Below are 24,485 nucleotides of genomic sequence, written 5' to 3' on the forward strand. Positions count from 1 at the left end.
TGGAGAGAACATCATGCCGTTTGTGAAACAAGACGCCCACCGCCTGGTGTGGCAGCACAATGATCGCTATTTGTGGATCGAGCCCTGGGGGGCGAACAGCCTGCGCGTCAGAAGTGGACGCCATCTGCCAGTGATGCGCAATGAAGACTGGGCGCTGGTCGCTCGCCCGGCCAACGACGCGGTTGAACTGGTCTGGCGTGAAGACGACTCCCAGGCCCGGCTGCGCAACGGGAAAATTACCGCCGTCGTCAATAAACAGGGGCAGATTGCCTTCTGGCGCGACGATGAAAAATGCCTGCTTCAGGAGCTCTGGCGGCAGCGCGGCGAGATTGGCGACGATGAATCCGCCCACGGGCAGTATGTCAGCGCGCTTAACCTGGAGGGCCGGGAAATCCGCCCGATCCCCGGCGGCAAATACAGCCTGAAAGTGCGCTTTGAGGCTAATGACGATGAGAAAATCTACGGCATGGGCCAGTATCAGCAGCCTAATCTGGATCTGAAGGGCTGTATGCTGGAGCTGGCGCAGCGTAATTCCCAGGCGTCGGTTCCCTTTATGCTCTCCAGCCGCGGATACGGTTTTCTGTGGAACAATCCCGCCGTGGGCCGCGTGACCTTCGCGCAAAATATGACGGAGTGGGAAGCCGCCGTCAGTGAGCAGATTGATTACTGGATCACCGCCGGCGACACCCCCGCAGAGATCAGCCGTGCCTATGGCAGCGTCACTGGCACACCGCCAATGATGCCCGATTACGCAATGGGCTTCTGGCAGTGCAAGTTGCGCTATCGCACGCAGCAGGAGTTGCTGGAGGTCGCCCGCGAATACAAACGCCGCGCGCTGCCAATTTCCGTGATTGTCATCGATTTTTTCCACTGGCCGAATCAGGGTGACTGGTGCTTCGACAGCCGCGACTGGCCCGATCCGGACGCCATGATCGCCGAACTAAAATCACTGGGCATCGAACTGATGGTATCGTTCTGGCCTACCGTCGAGTGCCGCACCGACAGCTACCGGGAGATGCGGGAGAACGGCTGGCTGGTGCAGACCGAGCGCGGGCTGCCCATCAACATGGATTTCCTAGGCAATACCACCTATTTCGACGCCACCCATCCGGATGCGCGCCAGTACGTGTGGGGCAAAGCGAAGAAAAATTACTACGACAAGGGCGTGAAGCTGTTCTGGCTGGATGAGGCCGAGCCGGAATACAGCGTTTACGACTACGATAATTACCGCTATCACGCCGGACCGGTGCTGGAAGTAGGCAATATTTATCCGCGCCTGTACGCGCAAACTTTTTTCGACGGCATGAAAGCGGCGGGCGAGGATCAGGTGATCAACCTGCTGCGCTGTGCCTGGGCCGGGAGTCAGCGCTATGGCGCGCTGGTGTGGTCCGGGGATATTCATTCTTCGTTCCGCTCCATGCGCAATCAGTTCGCCGCCGGGTTAAATATGGGTCTGGCGGGCATCCCGTGGTGGACGACAGACATCGGTGGTTTTCACGGCGGCAATATTCACGATCCACGCTTTCATGAACTGCTGATCCGCTGGTTCCAGTGGAGCGTGTTTAGCCCGGTGATGCGTCTGCATGGCAATCGCGATCCGCAGATCCTGCCCGACCAGCCTTACCGGGACGGTATTGCCCAGTGTCCCACGGGGGCGGCCAATGAAGTCTGGAGTTTTGGCGAGGAAGTGTGCGAGGTGCTGACCTCATGTTTAACCCTGCGTGAACAGCTCAGGCCGTACATTAAAGCGTTGATGCAGGAAGCGCATGAATGCAATACACCGGTGATGCGACCGCTGTTTTTTGATTTCCCGGATCAGCCGCAAAGCTGGGAGGTGAGCGATCAGTATTGCTTCGGCCCGGATGTGATCGTCGCCCCGGTGATGCATGACGGTATGCGCAAGCGCGACGTCTGGCTTCCGCAAGGCGAAAACTGGAGAAACCTGTTCACCGGTGAACGTCATGCCGGCGGCCAGACCTTGCGGTGCGCCACACCGCTCGACAGCCTGCCGGTGTTTATACGCGAGGGGGGTAAATACAGCGCGTTATTACGCGGGTGATGCACGTGCGCCCTGTAAACAGGGCGCACTTTTTATCGCAGGAAACGCGTTAGCTGGCTTTGAAGCGCAGGCGCAGCAGCAGATAACCGACCACAGCAGACAGCACCGAGCCAATTAAAATACCCAGTTTCGCCCAGTCCACCAGCTCTGGCTCCAGATCGGCAAAGGCCAGCGTGGTGATAAAGATCGACATGGTGAAACCGATCCCGCACAGCACCCCAACCGCCATAATGTGCGTAAAGCTGGTGCCCTGGGGCAGCCTGGCCATTTTCAGGCGCAGCGCCAGCCAGGTAAACACGCTGATGCCCAGCGGCTTACCAATCAGCAAACCCGCTATAATCCCCAGCGGCAGCGTGGAGGTTAACCCGGACAGGGTGACACCCTGTAAAGATACGCCTGCATTGGCAAAGGCAAACAGCGGCAGGATCAACCAGCCCACCCACGGGCGCAGCACATGCTCCAGATCTTTCGCCGGGGAAACGCCGTCTTTTTCTTTTAGAGGGATAAAGAAGCCGATCACCACCCCGGCAATGGTGGCATGAACGCCCGATTTCAGCACCGCCGCCCACAGCACCAGCCCGACAAGAATATACAGTCCGGTACGCCGCACGTTCAGCGCGTTCATCACCGCCAGCACCGCGATAGCCGCTGCGGCAACGCCCAGCGAGAGCATAGAAAGTTCGTTGGTATAAAACAGCGCAATGATCACGATGGCCCCAAGGTCATCAATGATCGCCAGCGCCATTAAAAATATCTTCAACGTAACGGGAATACGGCTTCCCAGCAGCGCCAGCACGCCTAATGCAAAGGCAATGTCCGTGGCGGTGGGAATGGCCCAGCCGTGGCGGGCAATGGGATCGTGAAAGTTAAACAGTAAATAGACCAGCGCCGGGAAAACCATACCGCCCAGCGCGGCAATCACCGGGAATACCGCCTGCTGACGTGTCGCCAGCGAGCCTTGCACCAGTTCACTTTTCACCTCAATACCAATTGCCAGGAAAAAGATCGCCATCAGTGCGTCGTTGATCCACAGCAACACATCTTTATGGATCTCCAGCGATCCGATAGTCAGTTCGACCGGGGTATTAAGGAAATTGTGGTAAATGTCCTGGGTCGCACCCAGGTTCGCCAGCAGCATAGCCAGAGCGGCAGCGATGATTAATGTCACGCCCCCGGAAGCGTCGCTGTTAATAAACCGGTGTAAATACGTCATTTTTACTCTCTCAGAAGGCAGAAAATGTACCTCAGCCATCTTAAAGAGTATGAAAGCGTGATAAAAGCAGATTATGGCCATCGCGGGCCGCATTAGGGTAAATAAAACGCGCCCGCAGGCGCGTTGGCGATCTTCACCTCAGGCAAAATAGCGTGGTGCAGCGGCATAGTCGCGGATCTTATCCGCCAGCCAGCCGCCATCATCGCCGTTAGAGTAAATGGTGGTGATGCTGACCGTGGAGCCGCCGCCCCACAGTACGGCAAAGACATTGTAGTCCGGCAGGTTTTTCGCCTGCCTCTGCCCCCAGTCATAGCCATTATCTTTTAACAGGAATTCCCCTACCGTCGCGGCACCATAGACCGTGCGATTGAGCGCCAGCGTGGTCAGCTGCGGCGTGATGGTGCTGATATTCGTGCCGATCCGCGCATCGCCCATCAGGAACGTCCCGCCAGACGCAAAATGGTCAGCGCCGATAAGCGTGGTGCCCTCGTCGCGCACAGGCATATGACCGCCAGGAATTTGCCAGATCATCGCCGGTTTATTCAGACCGGAAGCCGTGCCCTTCACCATGTTGAGGTAGTTAAACCAGCAGGTAGCGTTCCAGCCATAGTGCGCCAGCGCATCCGGGCTGAAACAGTCGCGCTCGAACTTATCAAAGACGATAAAGTCCGGCGCGTACTCGCCGTGATAAACGCCAAGTTCATCTATAAACGCCACGATCTGCTGCGCCTGAGCCGAAGGGTCGGCGTTATCGCGTAGCAGCCAGTCTGCGGTGCCGGTCGCCCAGACGTTGGTTTGCCAGCCAAACGGGACGTCCGGCGCAAAGTGGTGCTTCACAAAGTTTACCGCCTGCAAATAGCCATACAGATCGTCGCTGAACAGCGGTAACGCCGGTACGCTGTAATGCAGTGCCCCCGCCAGCGCATGCACTGCCGCCGCCAGTTGCTGGTTCACCTGCATACTGTTTTTGGCGCGTACGGCGGTGTAACCGTAAGGCTCCTGTTGCATGGCGCCCAGGAAATCCGGGTTCATCACAAAGGTGGCCGGCACCGGGTGATCCGCGTCTTTATAAGACTGCGCGGCAACACACTGGGTAATAAAGTTGCCGAAATGGTTGCGCAGCTTTTGTGGCTCCTGCAAATCCGGCAGCGCACTGCCGCCGCTGGCGTTGGCGGTATACACCACCATGACGGGCATGACGGGCCGCCCGGACTCTTTTTCAATTTTGCGCGCCACGTCCACGGTTTTGTGGATCGGCAGCCCTTTGAGATCGAGAAAGCCGTCGCCGTTTTGATCCACTTCCGCCGCCGGGATCGCATCACCGCCGCCGTCAAAACCATCGTATTTGAACAGGGCATCAACCGGAACGCTGGCGTAATTGCTCACGCTTGATGGCGCATTCACGGTAACGCCACCGTGCGCCAGATAGCCCGGCCAGCCGCGCACCTGTAAATTCACGCCTTTCTCGAAGGGTAACGTAATGATGTTATTGGTCTGCGTGAGGGTGAGCGTGCCCGGAAAAACGCTGTGATAAACCGCGCCGTCACGGCTTACTTTGATCGCCTGTACGCGGTACTGACCGCTGGCAAACTTCATCGGCAGCGGCTGTCGCCCCGCGTCGCTGGCAAGCATCACGGTGTACTGCGTCGTGCCGTTCAGCGTGGTGAACTGGTAGCGCTGACCCGGCGTCCCGGCAGGCAAACCAAGCACGGTGGCCTGTACCGTCACGAAATTCGTCGTGTTAACGGCCTGCGCCTGATACTGCACGGTCTGCACCGCACGCGGGTGCTGCCCGACAATAAAACTGTCGCCGAAAGCCGGCGATCCGAGCTGCACATTATTAATGGTGGTGGGGATCAGGTTGAGGTCGTATTGCTCCCCTGCCACCAGTTTGCTGACGTTGACCGTCGCGCCAAACGTTAAGGCGATGCGGCGTACAAACGTGCCCTGCAGCCATAATTCCACCTCAATGCTGCCGCCTTCCAGCGCCGGAGACGGAGCAAGTTGCAGATCCACATCGGCATAATAGATCGCCGCTAAATAGTCGATTTCACAGGTCTGTTTTGCGTTGCTGGTGTGCAGCGTGATGATCGTTTTTTCCCACTTCGGCGTGAGATTGAGCGTGGCATTTTCCAGGGTATCGACATCCAGCAGATAGTCCCCGCGCGAAAGGCCCGTCAGGATCAGCGTTTCCCCCCATTCGCCGGTATAACTTTTCTGGCTGCCATCAGGACGGGTCAGCGTAAAGCGTGGGGCCAGCCCTGCGGTGGCGGTAAGCGGCGGGAAGATCACCTCAAGCCTGCCCTGACTGCCGGGATCGTTGGCGAGTGTGGCGTGTAAATCGCTTAACTGCACCGGCGTCTGCGTGGCGCTTAAGGCGCATTCCAGCGTGCCGGACGCGCCCGCCGCCAGCCATAATTCTTTATTGTGATTAATAACGATACTGTTTTTCTCAACCGGCCAGGCGCCGTCACTGGTGATGGCTGGAGGACGATTACCGGCGAGGCTGCCGGAAAAGGGCGAATAGCTATCCGGGTGCGCAGAGGCGGTAAAGCTAATCGTCAGTTTGTTAATGTCCACCGGCTGCGAATAGCCGTTAGTCAGGGTGAACGTCAGACGCTGGTACCAGCTATTGCTGTTGACCGCGCTATGACTGATGGTCATGCCGCTGCCGGTGACGGGTGCTTCAGGCTCCGCTGGCGAGGGTGGGGGCTGAACGGTTTCGTCTTCTTTTTCTTCTTCAGCGCCCTCTTCTTCCTCTTCTTCCTCTTCTTGCTCTTCTTTCTCTTCACTGTCGTCCGGGATAAACGGCGGCGGTTCTTCTGCCGGTGGCTGTTGCGGCTCGACAGTGGATCCCGCGGCCAGGCTTAATAACGGACGATCAAACAGCAGCGGAACACTGCTGGCGGCAAGGCTGAAACTTAGCGTGCCGGACGCATTGGGTTGCAGTAGCAGCGGCGTGGTGTTGTTGATCACCAGTTCATTATATTCATTGACGCCCTGCGGGGTGTTATTGAGCGTCAGCGGCAGATCGCCGGTGAGCGTACCGTCAAATACGCCCCACGGATCGGGATGGCCGCTGGCAGAAAAACTCAGCGTCGCATGATTAATATCGATCGGCTGCGGCCCGCTGTTGCTGATGGTCACGATAACTTTTTGATACCAGCTGCGGTTATCAAGTTTGTTGGTTTTAATGGTCAGTTGAGCAGACATAGTGGAATTCCTGCGCCTGAAGAAAGGATAAAAAAGCCCCGGGTTCAGCCCGGGGCAACTGGTTCAAATCAGATCAATACGCGCCCAGATCGGTCCAGACGGCGTAAGGTCCACTGTTTTTATCCGGTGCCTGACCGGTGGAGTACCAGTTCACACGGTAGTTGTGGCCTTTCCAGCTTACGGTTTCGAAGGTGCCCCAGTTCGCGCCGTAGATAGCCGTCGCGCTCCACTGCGGATACGGGGTTCCACCGGCCGCTGGCTCTTCCGGCGTGACCGGAGCTGGCGTGTTATCTTCTTCCTCTTCTTCCTCTACCGGTGCCTGCTCGCTGATACCCGGCACGACCGACAACACAAAGCGTTGCTGCGAAGAGGGTTCATTTTTGCTGTCGCGAACAAAGAGGGTGAAAGCAAACTCTTTTTTCGCGCTCACGGTCGGGACGGTAAACTCGATCACAGCGGTGGTTTTATCCGCCACGGTGATGCCCGTCGGGATACCCCAGCTGTAGCTCAGCTTATCGTTGTCTTCATCGCTTGAACCTTCCGCAGAAAGTTGCAGCACAGAACCGCCGACGACGTTAAGCGTGATCAAGGCTTCCGGTGCGTGGTTAACAGACGGTTGCTCTTGTTCGCCTTCGCTCTCTTCCCCGCCCGTAATGTTGATGCCTTCAAAATAGAACGGCTTCATGTCGACCGTTTTGGTTTCGAGGGTATAGCCCAGACCTTCGCGCGCGGCATTCACCAGCACACCGTTGTCCTGATCGATAGTCCAGGTAAACAGGCCGCCCAGTTTATGCTTCGCGGCGTATTCGCCTTTGGCTTTTACCGAGCGTGGCGTATCAAGGGAGAGGAACAGTTTGCTCTGCGGGTTGTAGAGGTAATCCGCGTTCGCCACTTTATCGGTATAGACGTTAAAGCCGTTACGCCCTTTCTGGTTTTCCAGATCCAGGTAGTTATAAATGGTGTCATACCATTCGGTGCTACCGGATTCAAAGGTACCGGTGGTAGTGCCAGTGCCTGCGTTGTAAGTCCCTTTCAGCGGCGAGAAGCTTTCGATCTCGGCGTTGCGTGCGTTACGGGTGTACGCGGCATAGCCAATGTTGATGCGGTCAGACGGGAAGCCTTCTGCGATTAAATAATCCACTACCGCTTCCGTACTCCAGCCACCCGCGGTCAGCGGGCTGAGGTTGGTATGGTGCGTCAGGGTTTCTGCCCATGGTGTACCGAAGAAGTCATAAGTCATGACGTTGATCGCGTACAGACCGGCATCCAGCAGCGCTTTCACGTTGGAATAACCCAGGGTCGTGACCACAGCGGAGCTGGCGATAGAGATTTTCACATCGCTGCGGCCTGCCGCATTGAGCTGCTTCTTCAGTTCAGCGATCAACAACGCATAGTTCGCGCCATCTTCCGGGCCATGCGGGTTGTTGTTACCAATATTGTTCGGGTATTCCCAGTCAATATCCACTTCGCTGAACATCGGGAACTGTTTGAACAGCTTCACCACGCCTGCGGCAAAGGTTTTACGCGAGGATTCGCTTTTCGCCATTTCATGGAAGCCGTTACTCATCGTCCAGCCGCCGATACTCATCGCCAGCACCAGATTGTGTCCCTGTGCTTTCGCTGCTTTTTGCAGGTTGCGCAAACCGCCGACAACGCCTTTCGCTTCTTGCTGCGTCACGGTCGCCCAGTCCATTTCAGCCCAGGCACTTTCTACATTACAGTTGGTGGAAGACTGGAAATCGCCCCATGGATCGAGGAAGGTGGGTTCGTTGGTTGATTTATTGAGGTTCGACGCAGCCTGTTCAATGGTGTACTGCTTTTCGCCTTTATCACCCACAATGCCGATAAAACCGAGAATGATTTTGTCATACGCGGTCGGCGAAACATTTGCCAGATCGTAACCACGGCCACGATTAGCCGGTTCATTTTGACCTGACAGGCGACCATCATATTGTGACCAGTCGGTGTAATAACCGAATACTTTAGGCTTATCGGTGCCTTTATATTTATTGTAAACAGGCTTTGTTACCCGCGAAGAAGTGTAGCTGTACTTCTCTACCTCTGTAGCAGGGCTAAAACCATCGGCGGCATTACTGATTTCGGTGAGTTCGTCGCCCTTGATTAATTTACTGGTTGTCATAGAGATAATCCTTACATTGACTGGTTAATACAGCGATTTGCTGTGCTACAAGAATGTTCAGAATCTCCCTCCCCTTCAAATAACAACACATCTTCATTTATCATTTCTGGCAAAAGATATTTTAATATCGACAATCATAAATTAATGATCGCTATTGTCACCCTACCCATTTCAAGCGCTATTTAACTCACTATTAATTGAAAATTGATTAGCCTGTCTTTTTGTGAGCTACATATCTTTTATGTGTATACATTTTATTTCACTGGCTTAATTAGCTGGAGTTGCTGCACTCACAACAATAAGATTCTGGACAGCAAACAAGATTTTCCAGCCATAATATACAAATAGGTATCTTATGAAAAATTACCTCATCAACAATAATTGTTTATATAACGAAGCAAAAAGTGAATTAAAGAACACGCAAAATGCTTTTACCATCAAAATGACTTCTATGCGCGCTCGCTGCCTGTCTTACATTATCGAAAACGCTCACTGTGGCGTAATTGAAAAACAACAACTCACCTCCGCGTTATGGGGTTCACGCGGGCAGTACGTCAGTGATGCTAATTTAACGCAGATTTTGTATCTGATTCGCCGCGATCTGAAAACAATGGGCGTTAATGATTTTTTTATTACCATTCCACGCCTGGGGATAAAAGTGAATGATTCTATTCCGGTGGTCGTTATCGTTGAGGAGAATATACCCGTCACTCGTCGCCCGTTCTGGAAAAGGCTCTCTTTTACCGTTGCGCTGATCTGTATTTCCGCTGTAGTGAGCGTGCTTGATATAGCACATTTCTTTAACTAACACTCAGGTACATGACTATGGGTAACAATCCTGTTATTGACGGCATCCTTTCTCTTGAAGGCGGTTATGTAAATAATCCAGCTGACCGTGGTGGCGCAACGAACTGGGGGATCACCGAAGCAACCGCCCGCGCCTGGGGCTACACAGGCGATATGCGTGATTTGACCCGCGCAGAGGCGTATGAAATTCTCGAAACGAACTACTGGAAAAAACCGGGGTATGACAGGATCGCCCATCTGTCTTTATCGCTGGCTTTTGAGTTGTGCGATGCCGGGGTGAATACCGGTCCGGCCCACCCTTCCCGCTGGTTACAGCGCTGGCTCAATGCGTTTAATCAGAACGAGAAAATCTATCCCGATCTGAATGTTGATGGGGTCATCGGCAATAACACGCTTCAGGCATTACAACGCTTCTTTGATCTGCGTGGTAAAGAGGGGGAACGGATCTTAGTAACGGCGCTAAATTGCAGCCAGGGGCAGTATTATCTTGAGATTACTGAAGGCCGCAAACTCAATGAAACGTTCGTTTATGGCTGGCTGCGCGAGCGGGTGATCATTAAATGAGCAAAGCCGGGACATCCCGGCTTTTGGTTAGGGCAGTTTCGCGTTAGTCGACAAGAAGTTCTTCACCTTCACACCGAGGATCCGCAGAATGGGCGTGGCGAAAACGCCTCCCAGACCGGCCACCATAATGGTCATATTCAGCGTCATTTGCCGATCAATGGCAATGGCGCTGAGTATGAATCCGGTAAAACACGAAATGACGATTTGCGTAAGACACTCCATGATATTGCGGTGGACGTCATTATTCTTACGCTTCATAAGATAGCTGACGAACCCACCCCACCCGCCAATGACCAGTACCATCACCAAAACTTCCAGCTCCAGTAAGATCACCTTCGACGATTCCATATGGGCGATTGCATTCATAATATAAACCTCTGTATTCAAAACAAGCACCGAGTGCGACGAACACAAAGTAACCAAAAAATGATACGCACGCTAATCATTGGCTCTATAAAAATACCATCCTCTTTTTTAGTGATGCTTTTATAAAAAATATCAATTTTTATTTAATAAAATAATAATTGGCTAATTATTTACGGAAGCTTGATATGGTCTGTAACATTCCTGTCAATTCTTTTAGGCTGTCATACTTTTTACTTTTTCGTAGCCAGGAAGCATAGGTACATTGCGGTTTTAACGTTAGCTCATCCGGCAAAGCGAGCATCGCAAGGTTATGTTTCTTATGCACGATATAAAAGCGTGCCAACTTTTCAGGAATAATGGCAATCATCGCACTTTTTTCTACCACGTTGACAATACCGTTTAAAGAATCGGAGCGATAAGCAATGTTACGATTACCGCAGCGCGGGGAGCTAAAAGGGAATATCTCATTATCCTCAATTAATAGACCACCAGGCATCACTGATTGACATGAAGCATGGGCAGCAGAATAGAAATTATAGAGCGACAGTTTTTTTAGTGACGCCAGTGGATTTTCTTTGTTGCAAACGACCACATAATGGTTAAAACGATCGATGACCACCGATTCTGTATCGCCATCATTTAATAATTGATTACCCAAAATGAGATCGGTATTGCCCTCAGTCAGCAATTTTTTGCTTTCAGCAGGTAGCAAAGCTTTACGTTGATGATGGCTCAACACATGGTCATCAAAGAGGTGCAGTTCATATAACAGCGAAACGTAAAACTCCTCTGTCATTTCATTGCCGGATATTTTTATCTCACGCGAATGTCCACTGGTTTGCTGTTCCAGCGTACAGTGAATAATTTCAATCACTTGAGCAAAAGAGCGATGTAATTCCTTGGCCTTAGCCGTTGGCACCAGTCCATTACGCGATCACGTAAATAATTCTTCCTTATAGATAGCCTGTAAACGTTGTAATGCCAGACTCACCGCGGCCGGAGTGACTGATAATTGATGAGATGCACGGGTAGCGTTACCCGTTGATATTGTTGCGTCGAAAACTTTGATCAAATTATAATCGAACTGGTTAATCGCGCATTTAGTCGGCATTTTTCAAAAGTTCCTCTCTTCATGATTCTCACCATTTTGTTCGGGACACATTACAACCTGAAATGATATTTCATAAAGAAAGTTAAAATAAAAAGCAATTGATTTCTCTCAAATACCTATAAATATCATTTTTTTATTTGCGCAATATTAATTAAGAATTATCTCATTCCATATTTTGCATATAAAAAGTGATTAATTAAATTATTAAAGTATTGATAATTAAAGCTTTTAACTATTGCTATTGATATGATTTTATTAGATATAAAAAAGCCGATACGTTTTGCGTATCGGCTTTTACAATTAAATCATGATCTGATTTTGATGTGTTATCGCTTCGCTTAGCGCGTCAGATCGTCAAAGAACTTTTTCACACCGTCGAAAAAGCTTTTTGAGCGCGGGCTGTTATGTTCGCCCGTCGGCCCGCCGAAGCTGTCCTGCAGATCTTTCAGCAGCTGTTTCTGCTTCTCGTTCAGGCCAACCGGAGTTTCCACCACTACGCGGCATAACAGGTCACCCTGCGCGCCGCCACGGACGGATTTCACACCTTTACCACGCATACGGAACAGTTTGCCGGTCTGCGTTTCATGCGGCACTTTCAACTTCACGCGGCCATCCAGCGTCGGCACTTCGATTTCGCCGCCGAGGGCTGCCATCGCAAAGTTGATCGGCACTTCGCAGTACAGGTTATTGCCTTCACGTTCGAAGATCGGGTGCTGTTTCACCTGCACCTGAACGTACAGATCGCCTGCCGGTGCGCCGTGCTCACCGGCTTCACCTTCGCCGGACAGACGAATACGATCGCCGGTATCGACGCCCGCCGGGATTTTAACCGACAGGGTTTTGCTCTTCTCGACGCGACCATGACCGTGACATTTGTTGCACGGATCTTTAATGATCGAGCCGCGACCCTGACAGTGCGGACACGCCTGCTGTACGGCAAAGAAGCCCTGGCGCATCTGTACCTGACCAGCACCGTGACAGGTTGGACAGGTCTGCGGTTGCGTACCTGCTTTCGCGCCGCTGCCGTGGCAGACATCACACTCTTCCAGCGTCGGAATGCGGATCTCTTTGGTCACGCCACGAACCGCTTCTTCGAGCGTCAGCTCCATGTTGTAACGTAAATCAGCACCCCGCGACGCACGTTGACGCCCGCGGCCACCGCCGAAAATATCGCCAAACACATCGCCAAAAATGTCGCTGAAGTCGGCTCCGCCGCCGCCAAAACCGCCACCGCCACCCATGCCACCTTGTTCAAACGCGGCATGGCCGTACTGGTCGTAAGCGGCACGTTTCTGGGCATCAGTGAGGACTTCGTAGGCTTCTTTGATCTCTTTGAATTTGGCTTCGGCCTCTTTATCGCCCTGGTTACGGTCCGGGTGAAATTTCATGGCCAGGCGTTTGTACGCCTTCTTGATTTCACGCTCTTCCGCTGATTTGGAAACGCCTAAAATCTCGTAATAATCTTGCTTTGCCATCTTTTTTTTCTGCCCCTCACATGCGTGCACGGGCGGAGAGGAAACCTCTTCGCCCGTGCCAGTATTTACCCGTTCAAAGGGCGATTATTTTTTGTCTTTAACTTCTTCGAACTCAGCGTCGACAACGTCGTCATCTTTAGACTGGTTCGCAGAAGCATCAGTACCGCCAGCCTGCTGCTGTGCGTGCTGCTGCTGAGCGATTTCCATCAGCTTCTGAGAAGCCTGGGCCAGCGCCTGCATTTTCGCTTCGATGTCGGCTTTATCTTCGCCGCGCAGAGAGGTTTCCAGCGCGCTCAGGGCAGACTCGATAGCGGTTTTGTCGTCGGCCGGCAGCTGATCGCCTGCTTCTTCAACCTGCTTACGGGTGCTGTGCAGCAGATGGTCACCCTGGTTGCGGGTCTGTACCAGCTCTTCAAACTTACGGTCAGATTCAGCGTTCGCTTCAGCATCGCGTACCATTTTCTGGATTTCTTCTTCGTTCAGACCAGAAGACGCCTTGATGGTGATTTTCTGCTCTTTGCCGCTGTTTTTGTCTTTCGCGGACACGTGCAGGATACCGTCGGCATCGATGTCGAAGGTGACTTCGATCTGCGGCATACCGCGCGGAGCCGGGTTGATACCATCGAGGTTGAACTGACCCAGTGATTTGTTATCAGCGGCGCGTTTACGCTCACCCTGAATCACGTGGATAGTTACCGCAGACTGGTTATCTTCCGCCGTTGAGAACACCTGGCTGTGCTTGGTCGGGATAGTGGTGTTCTTGTTGATCAGCGGAGTCATCACGCCGCCCATGGTTTCGATACCCAGCGACAGCGGAGTAACGTCCAGCAGCAGAACGTCTTTCACTTCACCGGTCAGCACGCCGCCCTGAACCGCAGCACCGATGGCCACAGCTTCGTCCGGGTTAACGTCTTTACGCGGCTCTTTGCCGAAGAACTCAGCCACTTTCTTCTGAACCATTGGCATACGGGTCTGACCGCCGACCAGGATCACGTCCTGAACGTCAGAAACAGACAGGCCAGCGTCCTGCAGTGCCACTTTCAGCGGCTCGATGGAACGGTTCACCAGGTCTTCGACCAGGCTTTCCAGTTTCGCGCGAGTCACTTTGATGTTCATGTGTTTCGGACCGGTCGCGTCTGCGGTGATGTACGGCAGGTTCACGTCGGTCTGCTGTGCGGAAGACAGCTCAATTTTCGCTTTTTCTGCCGCTTCTTTCAGACGCTGCATTGCCAGCGGGTCGTTACGCAGGTCGATGCCCTGGTCTTTCTTAAATTCTTCAACGAGGTAGTTGATCATACGGCTGTCGAAGTCTTCACCACCGAGGTGGGTATCACCGTTGGTTGCCAGAACTTCGAAGGTTTTTTCGCCGTCAACTTCGTCGATTTCGATAATAGAAATATCGAAAGTACCGCCGCCCAGGTCATAAACCGCGATAGTACGGTTGCCCACTTCTTTGTCGAGGCCGTAAGCCAGCGCCGCAGCGGTCGGTTCGTTGATGATACGTTTGACTTCCAGGCCCGCGATGCGGCCGGCGTCTTTGGTCGCCTGACGCTGCGCATCGTTAAAGTAAGCCGGAACGGTGATAACCGCTTCAGTTACTGGTTCGCCCAGATAATCTTCCGCCGTTTTCTTCATTTTTTTCAGCACTTCAGCAGAGATCTGCGGCGGTGCCGTTTTGGTGCCTTTCACATCAAGCCATGCATCGCCGTTATCAGCAGCAATGATTTTGTACGGCATGATTGACACGTCACGCTGAACTTCTTCGTCCTGGAAGCGGCGACCGATCAGGCGCTTAATCGCAAAAAGGGTATTTTGCGGGTTTGTCACGGCCTGACGTTTAGCCGGCTGACCAACGAGAGTTTCACCGTCCTGCGTATAAGCAATGATAGAAGGCGTGGTGCGATCGCCCTCGGCGTTCTCCAGCACACGTGCAGTCGTGCCATCCATAATCGCTACACAAGAGTTGGTTGTACCCAGGTCGATACCAATAATTTTACCCATCTAAACGTCTCCACTAAAAAATCGTCATCATGTGGTTGTGGATCTGTAATAAGGGCAAATGAATGGCTTTCAACTGCCCCCTGAGTGTTTTTTTCAGATCCACTCACTTCGGTTGACTACAAGATGGGGTCGTAACGGGAGGCATCAAGGGGGGCGGCTAAAAAATTTTTTAATTTCACCCTGTTCAGATCATAGACACCGTGACTGCCGCTCATTATGATGCCGCGCCCCGCCTCCTCTATCCCTGGCGTGGGCTTTTACTTTCACCATTTTAATGATGATTTTTTTCTTTGAGGACTTATGGGCGACACTAAGTTGGCTAATCCGGCACCGCTGGGCTTAATGGGCTTCGGCATGACCACTATTCTGCTTAACCTACACAATATTGGTATGTTCCCGCTGGATGGCGTGATCCTGGCGATGGGTATTTTCTACGGCGGTATCGCGCAGATTTTTGCAGGTCTGCTGGAGTTTAAAAAAGGCAACACCTTTGGTTTAACCGCCTTTACCTCTTACGGCTCTTTCTGGCTGACGCTAGTCGCCATTCTGCTGCTGCCGAAAATGGGTCTGGCAGCTGCGGCTGACGGTCATTTCTTGGGCGTATATCTTGGTATCTGGGGCGTATTCACACTGTTTATGTTCTTCGGTACGCTGAAAGGCCCGCGTATGTTGCAGTTCGTGTTCCTGAGCCTGACCGTGCTGTTTGCCCTGCTGTGCGCCGGTCACCTGGCGGACAACGAAAGCATCGTGCACATCGCTGGCTGGATTGGTCTGGTGTGTGGCGCAAGCGCTATTTATCTGGCAATGGGTGAAGTCCTTAACGAACAATTTGGCCGCACCGTGCTGCCAATTGGTGAAAAGCACTAATCTCCCTTTCCTGTTTAAATGCAGAGCCTGGCTCTGCATTTTTTTTGCCCCTCGCCGCGCGAAATTGTCCTGCTGCGCAAAAATGCGGTATTTTCATCAGCTGTTTCTTTTATTTAACAAGGACTGCCGATGATGCGGTTATCTCCCCTTTCGCCTGGGTTCCTTATTCTGGGGCTGATAGCGACAGCACCGGCGGGGGCGATCCCCATGCCGCCCGCCCCCGCCGTCACCAACGTTGAATGGCTTCCCGGCAGTACCGTCCGTGTGGGCGATTCCCTTAACGCGATTTTTCGCGTCTCGCTGGCAAGCGGTGATGCGAACGAAATGTGGATGAATATCGACTGCAAGACGCAGCAAAAGACGCTGCTGTTTATGGATGTGCAGGCAAAATCTCGCCCGCCCATGCGCGTCTACGGCATGAGTTCCATTTCCCGCTATACGCCGGGCGTTCCCTTTGAACCCGATGCCGACAGTCTGTTTGCCACGAAACCAGAACTGGATATTTGTCAGAAAAACATCCCGGAACCGCGCTGGGTCGGGCTTTCTTCCGCCGACGAGCAGGCTGACCGCCTGTATGTGGATGTGAACAATAGCCTGCGCGAAGAGCGGATGCTGAAAGTGCGGCTCGCCACGGATTACGCGCGCGTTTATCGCGATGAAAAGTACGCCGCGCCCTGGTCGATGAAAATCGATGACATGATGTTCAACTGTGAAACCGGCGAAGGCATGGCGCTCAACCATTTCGCGCTGGATAAGCAGTTTGTGACCGACAGCGAAACCCCCATCGCCGCGAAATTCACCCCGCTCGCGCCACCGCTGGCAAAAGTCGCAAAAACCCTGTGCAGCGTAAAAGATCTGCATGAATTTACCGGCACGGGCCCACTGGTAGCGCGGGAGAAAACACCTGCTGAAAACCAGCTTACGCCGCCGGATTTCCCGCAGAATGAACCGGGGCCGATCCAGCGCTATCCGCTGGGCAAAGCGGCTGCCGCACGCGCAAGCCAGGCAATGACCCGCCCCGATCAACATCCCGCGTTCACCCGTCTGACCTACACCCAGCACTGGGCCGATGATGCCAGTGAAACGTCCGTCACCCGCATTGATGTGCTGCCGGATGGTTCCACCCTTACGCTCGATACGCTGACGCTGGGCAACATCACTTTTTATGCGCAGTATCAGCGGCTGTTTAATATCGTCAATATCCGGGAATGGGATTCAATGAATGCCGCGCCGCTGGTGGGACAGACGCTGGAAAGCAGCTTCAGCCTGCCGCCGCAACCGGGAGGTGAATACCGCTGGCAGACGCAGCTCGCCGATGGCAAAAGCGCCGGGAAAGAGAAGACGAAAAGCCAGGTTTGTCAGGCGCAGGATCGCTGGCAGTCAGCCTCCGCGCTCAGTCCACGCTTCAGCGGACGTTATCTGGAACTGAGCTGTACTGACGATCGCGGCGACGGCAAAGCCATGAGCAGCGATTATGCGTGGATAGAAGATTTGCGGGTATTTATCCGCATTGGCTATCAGGAAGACGGTCAGAAAAAACGCTTCACCTTCTCAGACGTCTCCATCCTGCGCTGAGCGTAAAAACAAAAATGCAGAGCCAGGCTCTGCATTTTTTTTACATCTGCTGGAGCGGCCGCTCCGCTACCCTGTCGTCGTGCCAGCGTTCCTGACGTAACCAGATCCCCAGCGCCAGCCCGATCAGCGACAGCGCCAGCACGTACCACGCCGGTGCCATCGGCGAAACGCCCATCAGCATCGTGACGGCAATCGGCGTCAGACCACCAAAAATGGCGTAAGAGACATTGTAGGAGAAGGAGATGCCGGTAAAACGCACTTCCGCCGGAAACGCCCGTACCATCACGTAAGGCACCGCCCCCACAACGCCGACGCACAGCCCCACCAACCCGTAAAGCGCGAAGAGATACTCCGGATGCGCCCCCGCCTGGTGATAAAACAGCCAGCTTGAACAGGCCAGCAAAATGCTGCCGATGATAAAAGTCTTGCTCGCCCCAAAACGATCCGCCGACAGGCCCGCCAGCAGGCAACCAATACACAGCATAATAGTGGCGATACTATTGGCCTGTAAGGTCAGCGCAGGTGCAAGGCCATATTGCTTTTGCAGCCAGACGGGAGACATCAGGATCACCACGACGATGCCCGCCGACAGTAGCCAGGTCAGCAGCATTGACACCACCACCGCTTTCCGGTGGCGAACCACCACGGCTTTTACCGGCAATTCTTGCGCCAGCGCTTTACGCTGCTGCATTTCGAGGAAAATCGGCGTCTCCTGTAACCAGCGGCGCAGGTACATAGCCACCAGACCAAACGCGCCGCCTAACAGGAACGGAATACGCCAGCCATAATCAAGCACCGCCTGTTGCGTCAGGCTGGTATTGACCAGCGTCGCCACCACCGAGCCCAGCAGGATCCCGACGGTCAGCCCGGCAGTCAGCGTGCCGCAGGCGATACCAATGCGGTTGCCCGGCACATGCTCGGCAACGAAGACCCAGGCACCCGGCACTTCACCGCCAATCGCCGCCCCCTGCAATAACCGCATCAGCAGCAGTAACAGCGGGGCCGCAATCCCAATGGCGTCGTAAGTCGGCAGCAGACCCATCGCCAGCGTCGGGATCGCCATCAGCAGGATGCTCAGGGTAAACATCTTTTTGCGGCCGACCAGATCGCCAAAGTGCGCCATGATAATGCCGCCCAACGGACGTGCCAGATAACCGGCGGCGAAAATGCCAAAGGTCTGCACCTGGCGGAGCCATTCCGGAATATCCGCGGGGAAGAAGCGCTCGCCGACGACGGCGGCAAAGAAAACGAAGATGATGAAGTCATAAAACTCCAGCGCACCGCCGAGGGCGGCGAGGGAGAGCGTTTTAACATCCTGGCGATTCAGAGGGCGTGTGTAATGTGACATAACCGACCATTGTGCAGAGGTGAATTGATGTTATTTTCGATACAGCATGTAAACTTAAAATTACTATATCGTAAATAAATCAGCACGCCACAGGCAGCTCAGGTTATGTCACAAAAGCCTTATTTTTAGCTGTTTATCTCGCGCATTGCGCTTTTAGGACGAAATGCTGCTACCACTTCCGGGTGCGTCTCCACATAGGGGCCATCCAGCAGCTGTACACAATACGGTACACTGGCGAAAATACCGTGCACCCGCGGGCTGCCGTCGGCCGCTTTGACCCCTTCCAGCGTTTCCTGAATGGATTTCGGCTGGCCGGGAAGATTAATGATCAGTGCCTGCTTGCGGATCACGCCCACCTGACGCGAGAGGATCGCCGTCGGCACATAGTGCAGGCTGATCTGCCGCATCTGCTCGCCAAAGCCAGGCATTTCGCGATCCGCTACCGCCAGCGTGGCATCTGGCGTGACATCTCGGCGCGCCGGGCCGGTGCCGCCGGTGGTCAGCACCAGGTGACAGCTCATCTCATCCACCAGCTCGCACAGCGTCTGCTCGATGATGGCCTGTTCGTCGGGGATCAGTCGGGTTTCCAGGGTAAAGGGAGTTTTGAGGGCGCGAGTCAGCCAGCTTTCCAGCGCGGGTAACCCTTTGTCTTCGTATACACCGCTCGATGCGCGGTCTGAAATTGACACTAAGCCAATGCGTAAAGTATCCATCGTCATTCCGTTTTTAGTCATTCACTATCGCGGAATAATACACGTCAGGGGAAAGGACAGACAGAGGGGAAGCAGATAAGCGTGACCGCAGCGGCGGCCACGCTTCGGGGATTACAGCAGATCGCCGATCATTTTTTCCAGTTTTTCCTGGTCGACCGCAAACTTACGGATACCATCCGCCAGTTTGTCTACCGCCATCGGATCCTGGTTGTGCTGCCACAGGAATTCAGATTCGGTGATACGGGCCGGACGCGCTTTAACTTCACCGCTAAAGGAGAGTTTACGCTCAATGGTGCCTTCGCTTTCCGCCAGCTCTTTCAGCAGGGCCGGAGCGATGGTCAGACGATCGCAACCCGCCAGCTCAACGATTTCGCCGAGGTTACGGAAGCTTGCGCCCATGACCACAGTTTCATAGCCGTGCTGTTTGTAGTACTCGTAGATTTCCGTTACGGAAACCACGCCCGGATCTTCCGCCGGTGCATACTCTTTCTTATCGGTATTGGCTTTGTACCAGTCGAGGATACGACCAACGAACGGGGAAATCAGGAATACGCCCGCTTCCGCACAGGCACGCGCCTGCGCGAAGGAGAACAGCAGCGTCAGGTTACAGTTGATGCCTTCTTTTTCCAGCTGCTCAGCGGCGCGAATACCCTGCCAGGTGGAAGCCAGTTTGATCAGGATACGGTCGTTGCTGATACCCGCATCGTTATACAGTTTGATCAGGCGTTTCGCTTTGGTGATAGACGCGTCGGTGTCGTAAGACAGACGTGCATCCACTTCAGTGGAAATACGGCCTGGGATCAGTTTCAGGATTTCCAGACCGATATTCACGGCCAGTTTGTCCGACGCATCGACGATCTGCTGCGCGCGATCGCTGCTCTGGCTTTTTGCCCAAGTGACAGCGTCGTCAATCAGTTTGCGGTATTCAGGGATCTGGGCTGCGTTAAGGATCAGAGAAGGGTTGGTTGTGGCATCCTGCGGCTGATACAGCTTCATTGCCGCGATGTCTCCAGTGTCGGCCACCACGGTGGTGAACTGACGAAGGGAGGTCAATTTATCCGTCATAATAGTGTTTCTCTTTAAACAGCTTGTTAGGGGGATGTAACCGGTCTTCCCAGATAATATCACGCCACTCTGTCAGCGCAACCGCAGTCAATTGGCAAGCGCAGAGTATGATAAACTCGCGGTTCGATGGCAGCGCGCGCAGCGAGCGGGCACGGCGCAACGGCATGAACAAGAGGAATGTGAATGCCTGATTTCTTTCTATTCATCAATGAAATACTGTGGGGCTCGGTGATGATCTACCTGCTGTTGGGGGCAGGGATCTGGTTCACCTTCCGCAGTGGTTTCATCCAGTTTCGCTACATCCGTCTTTTTGCGCGCAGCCTGATCACCAGCGTTACGCCACAACCCGGCGGACTCACCTCCGTTCAGGCGTTATGCGTCAGCCTTGCCGCCCGTTTTGGTAACGGCAACCTTGCTGGCGTAGCGCTGGCGATCACTGCGGGTGGGCCGGGCGCGGTATTCTGGATGTGGGTTTCCGCGTTGATTGGCATGGCGACCGCCTTTGCCGAATGCGCCCTCTCCCAGTTGTACAAAGAGCGGGACCAGAACCAGCAGTTTCGCGGCGGCCCGGCCTGGTATATCGCCCGCGGATTAGGCATGCGCTGGATGGGCGTACTGTTTTCAGTCTTCCTGATGATTGCCTATGGGCTGATCTTCAACACCATGCAGGCGAATGCCGTTGCCGGTGCCGTTCAGTTTGCTTTTGCAATGCCAGGCGGTGTGGCGGGCGTAGTGCTGGCGCTGATCAGTTTGCTGTTTATCGTGCGCGGCATACACGGCGTGGCCCGCCTGATGCAATGGGTGGTGCCGATCATGGCCGTGCTATGGGTAGGCGCCAGCCTGCTTATCACCCTCTGGCACGCAGACCAGCTGCCGCACATCATCATGCTGATTGTGAAAAGCGCCTTTGGCTGGCAGGAAGCCGCCGCCGGTACGCTGGGCTATACCTTAAGTCAGGCGATCACCAGCGGTTTACAGCGCGGGATGCTCTCCAACGAGGCCGGACTCGGCTCAACGCCTAACGTGGCTGCGGCAGCCGTTTCCTGGCCGCCGCACCCGGCCGCGCAGGGCATCGTGCAGATGATCGGCGTGGTGATCGACACTCTTGTGGTCAGTACGGCCAGCGCCGTGATAATCCTGCTGGCGGGGGATTTCGCCATGCGCCCTGCCAGCGACGGGATCCATTTGATGCAGCATGCCATGATTGCCCTGACCGGCAACTGGGGGGCGGGTTTTGTCGCCATTATCATTCTGCTTTTTGCCTTCACCTCGATTGTGGTGAACTACCTCTACGCCGAAAACAACCTCGTCTTCCTGCGTCTGCACAACAAGAGGAACGTCTGGCTGCTGCGCGTCGCGACCCTGACAATGGTGATGGCCGGTTCGCTGGTGAGTCTGCCGGTGGTCTGGCAAATCGCCGATGTGGTGATGGCGTTAATGGCGCTGATCAACCTGACGGCATTGCTGCTGCTCTCGCCGGTGGTCACGATTATCGCCAGCGATTATCTGCGCCAGCGCAAACTGGGCATCAGGCCGGTGTTCGATCCTAAACGCTACCCCGACATCGAACGCCAGCTGGCACCCGGTGCCTGGGACGACGTGCCGCGCGAGTAAGCGCGGCAATCGCAACAATCGATCAACCACGGTGATTTTTTTGCTACAGTCACCCAAAATTTCCCGCAAGGACTGGATATGCTGATTCTGATTTCACCGGCAAAAACGCTGGATTACCAAAGCCCGCTGGCGACAACCCGTTATACACAGCCGGAGTTACTGGATCACTCTCAGCGTCTGATTGACGTTGCGCGTAAGCTTTCCGCGCCGCAAATTAAAGCGCTGATGGGCATCAGCGATAAGCTCGCCGATCTTAACGCCACCCGCTTTCATGACTGGCAGCCGGATTTCACACCCGACAACGCCCGCCAGGCCATTCTCGCCTTTAAGGGCGACGTTTATACCGGCTTACAGGCGGAAACCTTCAGCGAAGAAGATTTCGATTTCGCCCAGCAGCATCTGCGCATGCTCTCCGGTCTATACGGCGTGCTGCGTCCGCTGGATCTGATGCAGCCTTATCGCCTGGAAATGGGCATCCGCCTTGATAACCCGCAGGGCAGCGATCTGTATCAGTTCTGGGGCGAAACCATCACTCACAAACTGAACGAGGCGCTGGCCGCCCAGGGCGATCAGGTGATTGTGAATCTCGCTTCAGATGAATATTTCCGCGCCGTAAAACCAAAGCTGCTGGCAGGTGAAATCATCAAGCCGATCTTTCTCGATGAGAAGAACGGCAAGTTCAAGGTCATCAGCTTCTACGCCAAAAAAGCGCGTGGGCTGATGAGCCGTTACATTATTGAAAATCGCCTGAAAACGCCGGCGCAGCTGAAGGATTTTGCGGTGGACGGTTATGCGTTTGACGAGGAAGCGTCAGGGAAAGGTGAGTTAGTGTTTAAACGCCGGGAGCAGTAATCGCCCTTCGTTAATGCCCTTGTTGCCCGGCGGCGCAAGCTTGCCGGGCCTACAAAAAACATCGTTCCTTCCGTAGGCCCGGCAAGCGGCAGCGCCACCGGGCATGACCAGCCCTGCCACACGTAGGCCCGGTAAGCGGCAGCGCCACCGGGCATGACCAACCCATCCATACCCAGGCCCGGTAAGCGGCAGCGCCACCGGGCATCATTATCACATTACGCTCGTGCCATCATCAGCTTGCGCAGCGCTGCGAAATCCGCTGGCAGGGAATGGGACAGCAGCGGTAAATCGGCGCGTGCCGCCAGCTCCTGCGGCAATTCCAGCGGTTCGCCGAGGATCGCTTCCACGCTCTCTTTGAATTTCGCCGGGTGCGCGGTGCCGAGGAACAGACCGTACTCCCCCGGATGCAGCTGATCGCGCAGCGCACGGTAGGCTATCGCCGCATGCGGCTCAGAAAGATAGCCCTTCTCTTTTAGCTCGCGCATGGTGGACTTCGTGGTGTCGTCGTCCACCGCCGCATAGCCCAGCTCATTAAGACGCCAGATTTTGCGACGGAACAGCTCTTCAACGCGCGGCCAGTTGTTCGGCTGGCTCACGTCCATGGCGTTTGACAGCGTGGCCTGCGTCGCTTTCGGTGACCATTCACCGCCCTGTAAAAAGCGCGGTACGGTGTCGTTGGCATTGGTGGCGGCGATAAAACGCTTCACCGGCAGGCCGAGAGATTTCGCCAGCAGCCCGGCCGTCAGATCGCCAAAGTTACCGCTTGGCACCGAGATCACCAGCTGGTTACGGGCCTCCTGCGGCAGCTGCGCGACGGCTTCGAAGTAATAGCAAATCTGTGCCAGCAGGCGGCTGATGTTGATGGAGTTGGCGGAGTTAAGCCCCAGCGCCACTTTCAGTTCTTCATCGTCAAAGGCCTGTTTCACCAGCGCCTGACAGGCATCGAAATCCCCGTCAATGGCGACGGTTTCGATGTTGCCGCCCAGCGTGCAGAACAGTTTTTCCTGTAACGGGCTGATTTTGCCCTGCGGGTAGAGGATCACCACACGCACGTTTTCCAGACCGTAGAACGCATGCGCCACTGCCGCGCCGGTGTCGCCGGAGGTTGCGGTCAGGATGGTCACCGGTTTGTCGCCGCTGATGTGCGTCAGCATCTGCGCCATAAAGCGCCCGCCGAAATCTTTAAAGGCCAGCGTCGGGCCGTGGAACAGCTCCAGACAGCCAATGTCCTCTTCCACCTGGCTCACCGGTGCCGGGAAGGCAAAGGCGGCGCGCACGCGGGCTTCGAGGATGTCTTCCGGGATCTCATCGCCAATAAAGGCGGCGAGGATTTTGCTGCTGCGGGTGACGAAATCCATCTCCAGCATGGCGTCAATGTCGGTCAGGCTGAATTCCGGCAGATCGTGCGGGAAGAACAGCCCCTGGTGTTTACCTAACCCCTGCGTGATTGCCTGGGCAAAACTAACCTGCTCGTTGTGATCTTTAAGATTGTAGAGTTTCAT

At 54.4% G+C, this 24,485-nt stretch carries 19 protein-coding genes; 7 read left to right on the forward strand and 12 right to left on the reverse strand.

The genetic code is table 11. The features are described 5' to 3' along the window. Positions 1-13: 13 nt before the first annotated feature. The gene (locus KW828_RS12525) at positions 14-2,059 is read left to right on the forward strand and encodes a TIM-barrel domain-containing protein (protein ID WP_218336658.1); all 2,046 of its coding nucleotides are present in this window, start codon (positions 14-16) and stop codon (positions 2,057-2,059) included. A 49-nt stretch (positions 2,060-2,108) separates the two neighbouring features. Here KW828_RS12525 and nhaA read toward each other — a convergent pair whose 3' ends face one another. The 3 genes from nhaA to KW828_RS12540 all read right to left on the reverse strand — a co-directional run bounded on the left by nhaA (position 2,109) and on the right by KW828_RS12540 (position 8,625). Beyond that, positions 2,109-3,272 carry a Na+/H+ antiporter NhaA gene (gene nhaA, locus KW828_RS12530; protein WP_218336659.1) on the reverse strand — a complete coding sequence of 388 codons (1,164 nt, stop codon included), beginning with the start codon at positions 3,270-3,272 and terminating at the stop codon, positions 2,109-2,111. A 138-nt stretch (positions 3,273-3,410) separates the two neighbouring features. Then, positions 3,411-6,485, reverse strand: a complete 3,075-nt coding sequence (locus tag KW828_RS12535) for a chitinase (protein WP_218336660.1) — start codon at positions 6,483-6,485, stop codon at positions 3,411-3,413. A 73-nt stretch (positions 6,486-6,558) separates the two neighbouring features. Further along, positions 6,559-8,625, reverse strand: a complete 2,067-nt coding sequence (locus KW828_RS12540; protein WP_218336661.1) for a glycosyl hydrolase family 18 protein — start codon at positions 8,623-8,625, stop codon at positions 6,559-6,561. A gap of 355 nt (positions 8,626-8,980) precedes the next feature. Between KW828_RS12540 and KW828_RS12545 the strand changes: the two genes are divergently transcribed. Next, the gene (locus tag KW828_RS12545; RefSeq protein WP_218336662.1) at positions 8,981-9,433 is read left to right on the forward strand and encodes a hypothetical protein; all 453 of its coding nucleotides are present in this window, start codon (positions 8,981-8,983) and stop codon (positions 9,431-9,433) included. A 17-nt stretch (positions 9,434-9,450) separates the two neighbouring features. Continuing rightward, positions 9,451-9,996: a glycoside hydrolase family 108 protein gene (locus tag KW828_RS12550; RefSeq protein WP_218336663.1), complete on the forward strand. Its 546-nt coding sequence runs from the start codon at positions 9,451-9,453 to the stop codon at positions 9,994-9,996. A 27-nt stretch (positions 9,997-10,023) separates the two neighbouring features. Here the strand turns inward: KW828_RS12550 and KW828_RS12555 are convergent, their stop codons facing one another. The 5 genes from KW828_RS12555 to dnaK all read right to left on the reverse strand — a co-directional run bounded on the left by KW828_RS12555 (position 10,024) and on the right by dnaK (position 14,949). Then, the gene (locus KW828_RS12555; protein ID WP_218336664.1) at positions 10,024-10,362 is read right to left on the reverse strand and encodes a phage holin family protein; all 339 of its coding nucleotides are present in this window, start codon (positions 10,360-10,362) and stop codon (positions 10,024-10,026) included. 166 nt (positions 10,363-10,528) lie between these two features. After that, positions 10,529-11,281: a hypothetical protein gene (locus KW828_RS12560; protein ID WP_218336665.1), complete on the reverse strand. Its 753-nt coding sequence runs from the start codon at positions 11,279-11,281 to the stop codon at positions 10,529-10,531. 15 nt (positions 11,282-11,296) lie between these two features. Beyond that, positions 11,297-11,473: a LysR family transcriptional regulator gene (locus KW828_RS22135; RefSeq protein ID WP_218336666.1), complete on the reverse strand. Its 177-nt coding sequence runs from the start codon at positions 11,471-11,473 to the stop codon at positions 11,297-11,299. A gap of 338 nt (positions 11,474-11,811) precedes the next feature. Then, a complete protein-coding gene (dnaJ, locus tag KW828_RS12570) occupies positions 11,812-12,948 on the reverse strand; it encodes a molecular chaperone DnaJ (RefSeq protein ID WP_218336667.1) in 1,137 nt (378 codons plus the stop codon). Positions 12,949-13,032: 84 nt separating this feature from the next. Next, a complete protein-coding gene (dnaK, locus tag KW828_RS12575) occupies positions 13,033-14,949 on the reverse strand; it encodes a molecular chaperone DnaK (RefSeq protein ID WP_218336668.1) in 1,917 nt (638 codons plus the stop codon). A gap of 300 nt (positions 14,950-15,249) precedes the next feature. Here dnaK and satP point away from each other — a divergent pair, with 300 nt between their 5' ends. Continuing rightward, positions 15,250-15,816 (forward strand): acetate uptake transporter, encoded by a 567-nt coding sequence (gene satP / locus KW828_RS12580; protein WP_129361765.1) that lies wholly within the window; start codon positions 15,250-15,252, stop codon positions 15,814-15,816. A gap of 129 nt (positions 15,817-15,945) precedes the next feature. Next, entirely contained in the window at positions 15,946-17,391 is a 1,446-nt protein-coding gene (locus KW828_RS12585; RefSeq protein ID WP_218336669.1) for a hypothetical protein, read from the forward strand. A 40-nt stretch (positions 17,392-17,431) separates the two neighbouring features. Here KW828_RS12585 and KW828_RS12590 read toward each other — a convergent pair whose 3' ends face one another. The 3 genes from KW828_RS12590 to tal all read right to left on the reverse strand — a co-directional run bounded on the left by KW828_RS12590 (position 17,432) and on the right by tal (position 20,517). Further along, positions 17,432-18,739, reverse strand: coding sequence for an MFS transporter (locus tag KW828_RS12590; RefSeq protein WP_218336670.1), 1,308 nt, complete (start codon positions 18,737-18,739; stop codon positions 17,432-17,434). Positions 18,740-18,864: 125 nt separating this feature from the next. Continuing rightward, positions 18,865-19,452, reverse strand: a complete 588-nt coding sequence (mog, locus tag KW828_RS12595; protein WP_218336671.1) for a molybdopterin adenylyltransferase — start codon at positions 19,450-19,452, stop codon at positions 18,865-18,867. A 111-nt stretch (positions 19,453-19,563) separates the two neighbouring features. Beyond that, positions 19,564-20,517: a transaldolase gene (gene tal, locus KW828_RS12600; RefSeq protein ID WP_218336672.1), complete on the reverse strand. Its 954-nt coding sequence runs from the start codon at positions 20,515-20,517 to the stop codon at positions 19,564-19,566. A gap of 183 nt (positions 20,518-20,700) precedes the next feature. Here tal and KW828_RS12605 point away from each other — a divergent pair, with 183 nt between their 5' ends. Together KW828_RS12605 and yaaA are read left to right on the forward strand one after the other, a co-directional pair. Then, entirely contained in the window at positions 20,701-22,131 is a 1,431-nt protein-coding gene (locus tag KW828_RS12605) for a sodium:alanine symporter family protein (RefSeq protein WP_218336673.1), read from the forward strand. A gap of 78 nt (positions 22,132-22,209) precedes the next feature. Beyond that, the gene (gene yaaA / locus KW828_RS12610; RefSeq protein WP_218336674.1) at positions 22,210-22,983 is read left to right on the forward strand and encodes a peroxide stress protein YaaA; all 774 of its coding nucleotides are present in this window, start codon (positions 22,210-22,212) and stop codon (positions 22,981-22,983) included. 215 nt (positions 22,984-23,198) lie between these two features. Here the strand turns inward: yaaA and thrC are convergent, their stop codons facing one another. After that, positions 23,199-24,485, reverse strand: a complete 1,287-nt coding sequence (thrC, locus tag KW828_RS12615; RefSeq protein WP_218336675.1) for a threonine synthase — start codon at positions 24,483-24,485, stop codon at positions 23,199-23,201.

Origin of the sequence: Enterobacter sp. ENT03 (assembly GCF_019218745.1) — a bacterium.
Classification (GTDB): domain Bacteria; phylum Pseudomonadota; class Gammaproteobacteria; order Enterobacterales; family Enterobacteriaceae; genus Enterobacter_D.

What these genes read in the sequence shown, in the direction of transcription:
- KW828_RS12525 (WP_218336658.1), top strand. Translation starts at nt 14, where the DNA reads ATGCCGTTTGTGAAACAAGACGCCCACCGCCTGGTGTGGCAGCACAAT.
- nhaA (WP_218336659.1), bottom strand. Translation starts at nt 3,272, where the DNA reads ATGACGTATTTACACCGGTTTATTAACAGCGACGCTTCCGGGGGCGTG.
- KW828_RS12535 (WP_218336660.1), bottom strand. Translation starts at nt 6,485, where the DNA reads ATGTCTGCTCAACTGACCATTAAAACCAACAAACTTGATAACCGCAGC.
- KW828_RS12540 (WP_218336661.1), bottom strand. Translation starts at nt 8,625, where the DNA reads ATGACAACCAGTAAATTAATCAAGGGCGACGAACTCACCGAAATCAGT.
- KW828_RS12545 (WP_218336662.1), top strand. Translation starts at nt 8,981, where the DNA reads ATGAAAAATTACCTCATCAACAATAATTGTTTATATAACGAAGCAAAA.
- KW828_RS12550 (WP_218336663.1), top strand. Translation starts at nt 9,451, where the DNA reads ATGGGTAACAATCCTGTTATTGACGGCATCCTTTCTCTTGAAGGCGGT.
- KW828_RS12555 (WP_218336664.1), bottom strand. Translation starts at nt 10,362, where the DNA reads ATGAATGCAATCGCCCATATGGAATCGTCGAAGGTGATCTTACTGGAG.
- KW828_RS22135 (WP_218336666.1), bottom strand. Translation starts at nt 11,473, where the DNA reads ATGCCGACTAAATGCGCGATTAACCAGTTCGATTATAATTTGATCAAA.
- dnaJ (WP_218336667.1), bottom strand. Translation starts at nt 12,948, where the DNA reads ATGGCAAAGCAAGATTATTACGAGATTTTAGGCGTTTCCAAATCAGCG.
- dnaK (WP_218336668.1), bottom strand. Translation starts at nt 14,949, where the DNA reads ATGGGTAAAATTATTGGTATCGACCTGGGTACAACCAACTCTTGTGTA.
- satP (WP_129361765.1), top strand. Translation starts at nt 15,250, where the DNA reads ATGGGCGACACTAAGTTGGCTAATCCGGCACCGCTGGGCTTAATGGGC.
- KW828_RS12585 (WP_218336669.1), top strand. Translation starts at nt 15,946, where the DNA reads ATGATGCGGTTATCTCCCCTTTCGCCTGGGTTCCTTATTCTGGGGCTG.
- KW828_RS12590 (WP_218336670.1), bottom strand. Translation starts at nt 18,739, where the DNA reads ATGTCACATTACACACGCCCTCTGAATCGCCAGGATGTTAAAACGCTC.
- mog (WP_218336671.1), bottom strand. Translation starts at nt 19,452, where the DNA reads ATGGATACTTTACGCATTGGCTTAGTGTCAATTTCAGACCGCGCATCG.
- tal (WP_218336672.1), bottom strand. Translation starts at nt 20,517, where the DNA reads ATGACGGATAAATTGACCTCCCTTCGTCAGTTCACCACCGTGGTGGCC.
- KW828_RS12605 (WP_218336673.1), top strand. Translation starts at nt 20,701, where the DNA reads ATGCCTGATTTCTTTCTATTCATCAATGAAATACTGTGGGGCTCGGTG.
- yaaA (WP_218336674.1), top strand. Translation starts at nt 22,210, where the DNA reads ATGCTGATTCTGATTTCACCGGCAAAAACGCTGGATTACCAAAGCCCG.
- thrC (WP_218336675.1), bottom strand. Translation starts at nt 24,485, where the DNA reads ATGAAACTCTACAATCTTAAAGATCACAACGAGCAGGTTAGTTTTGCC.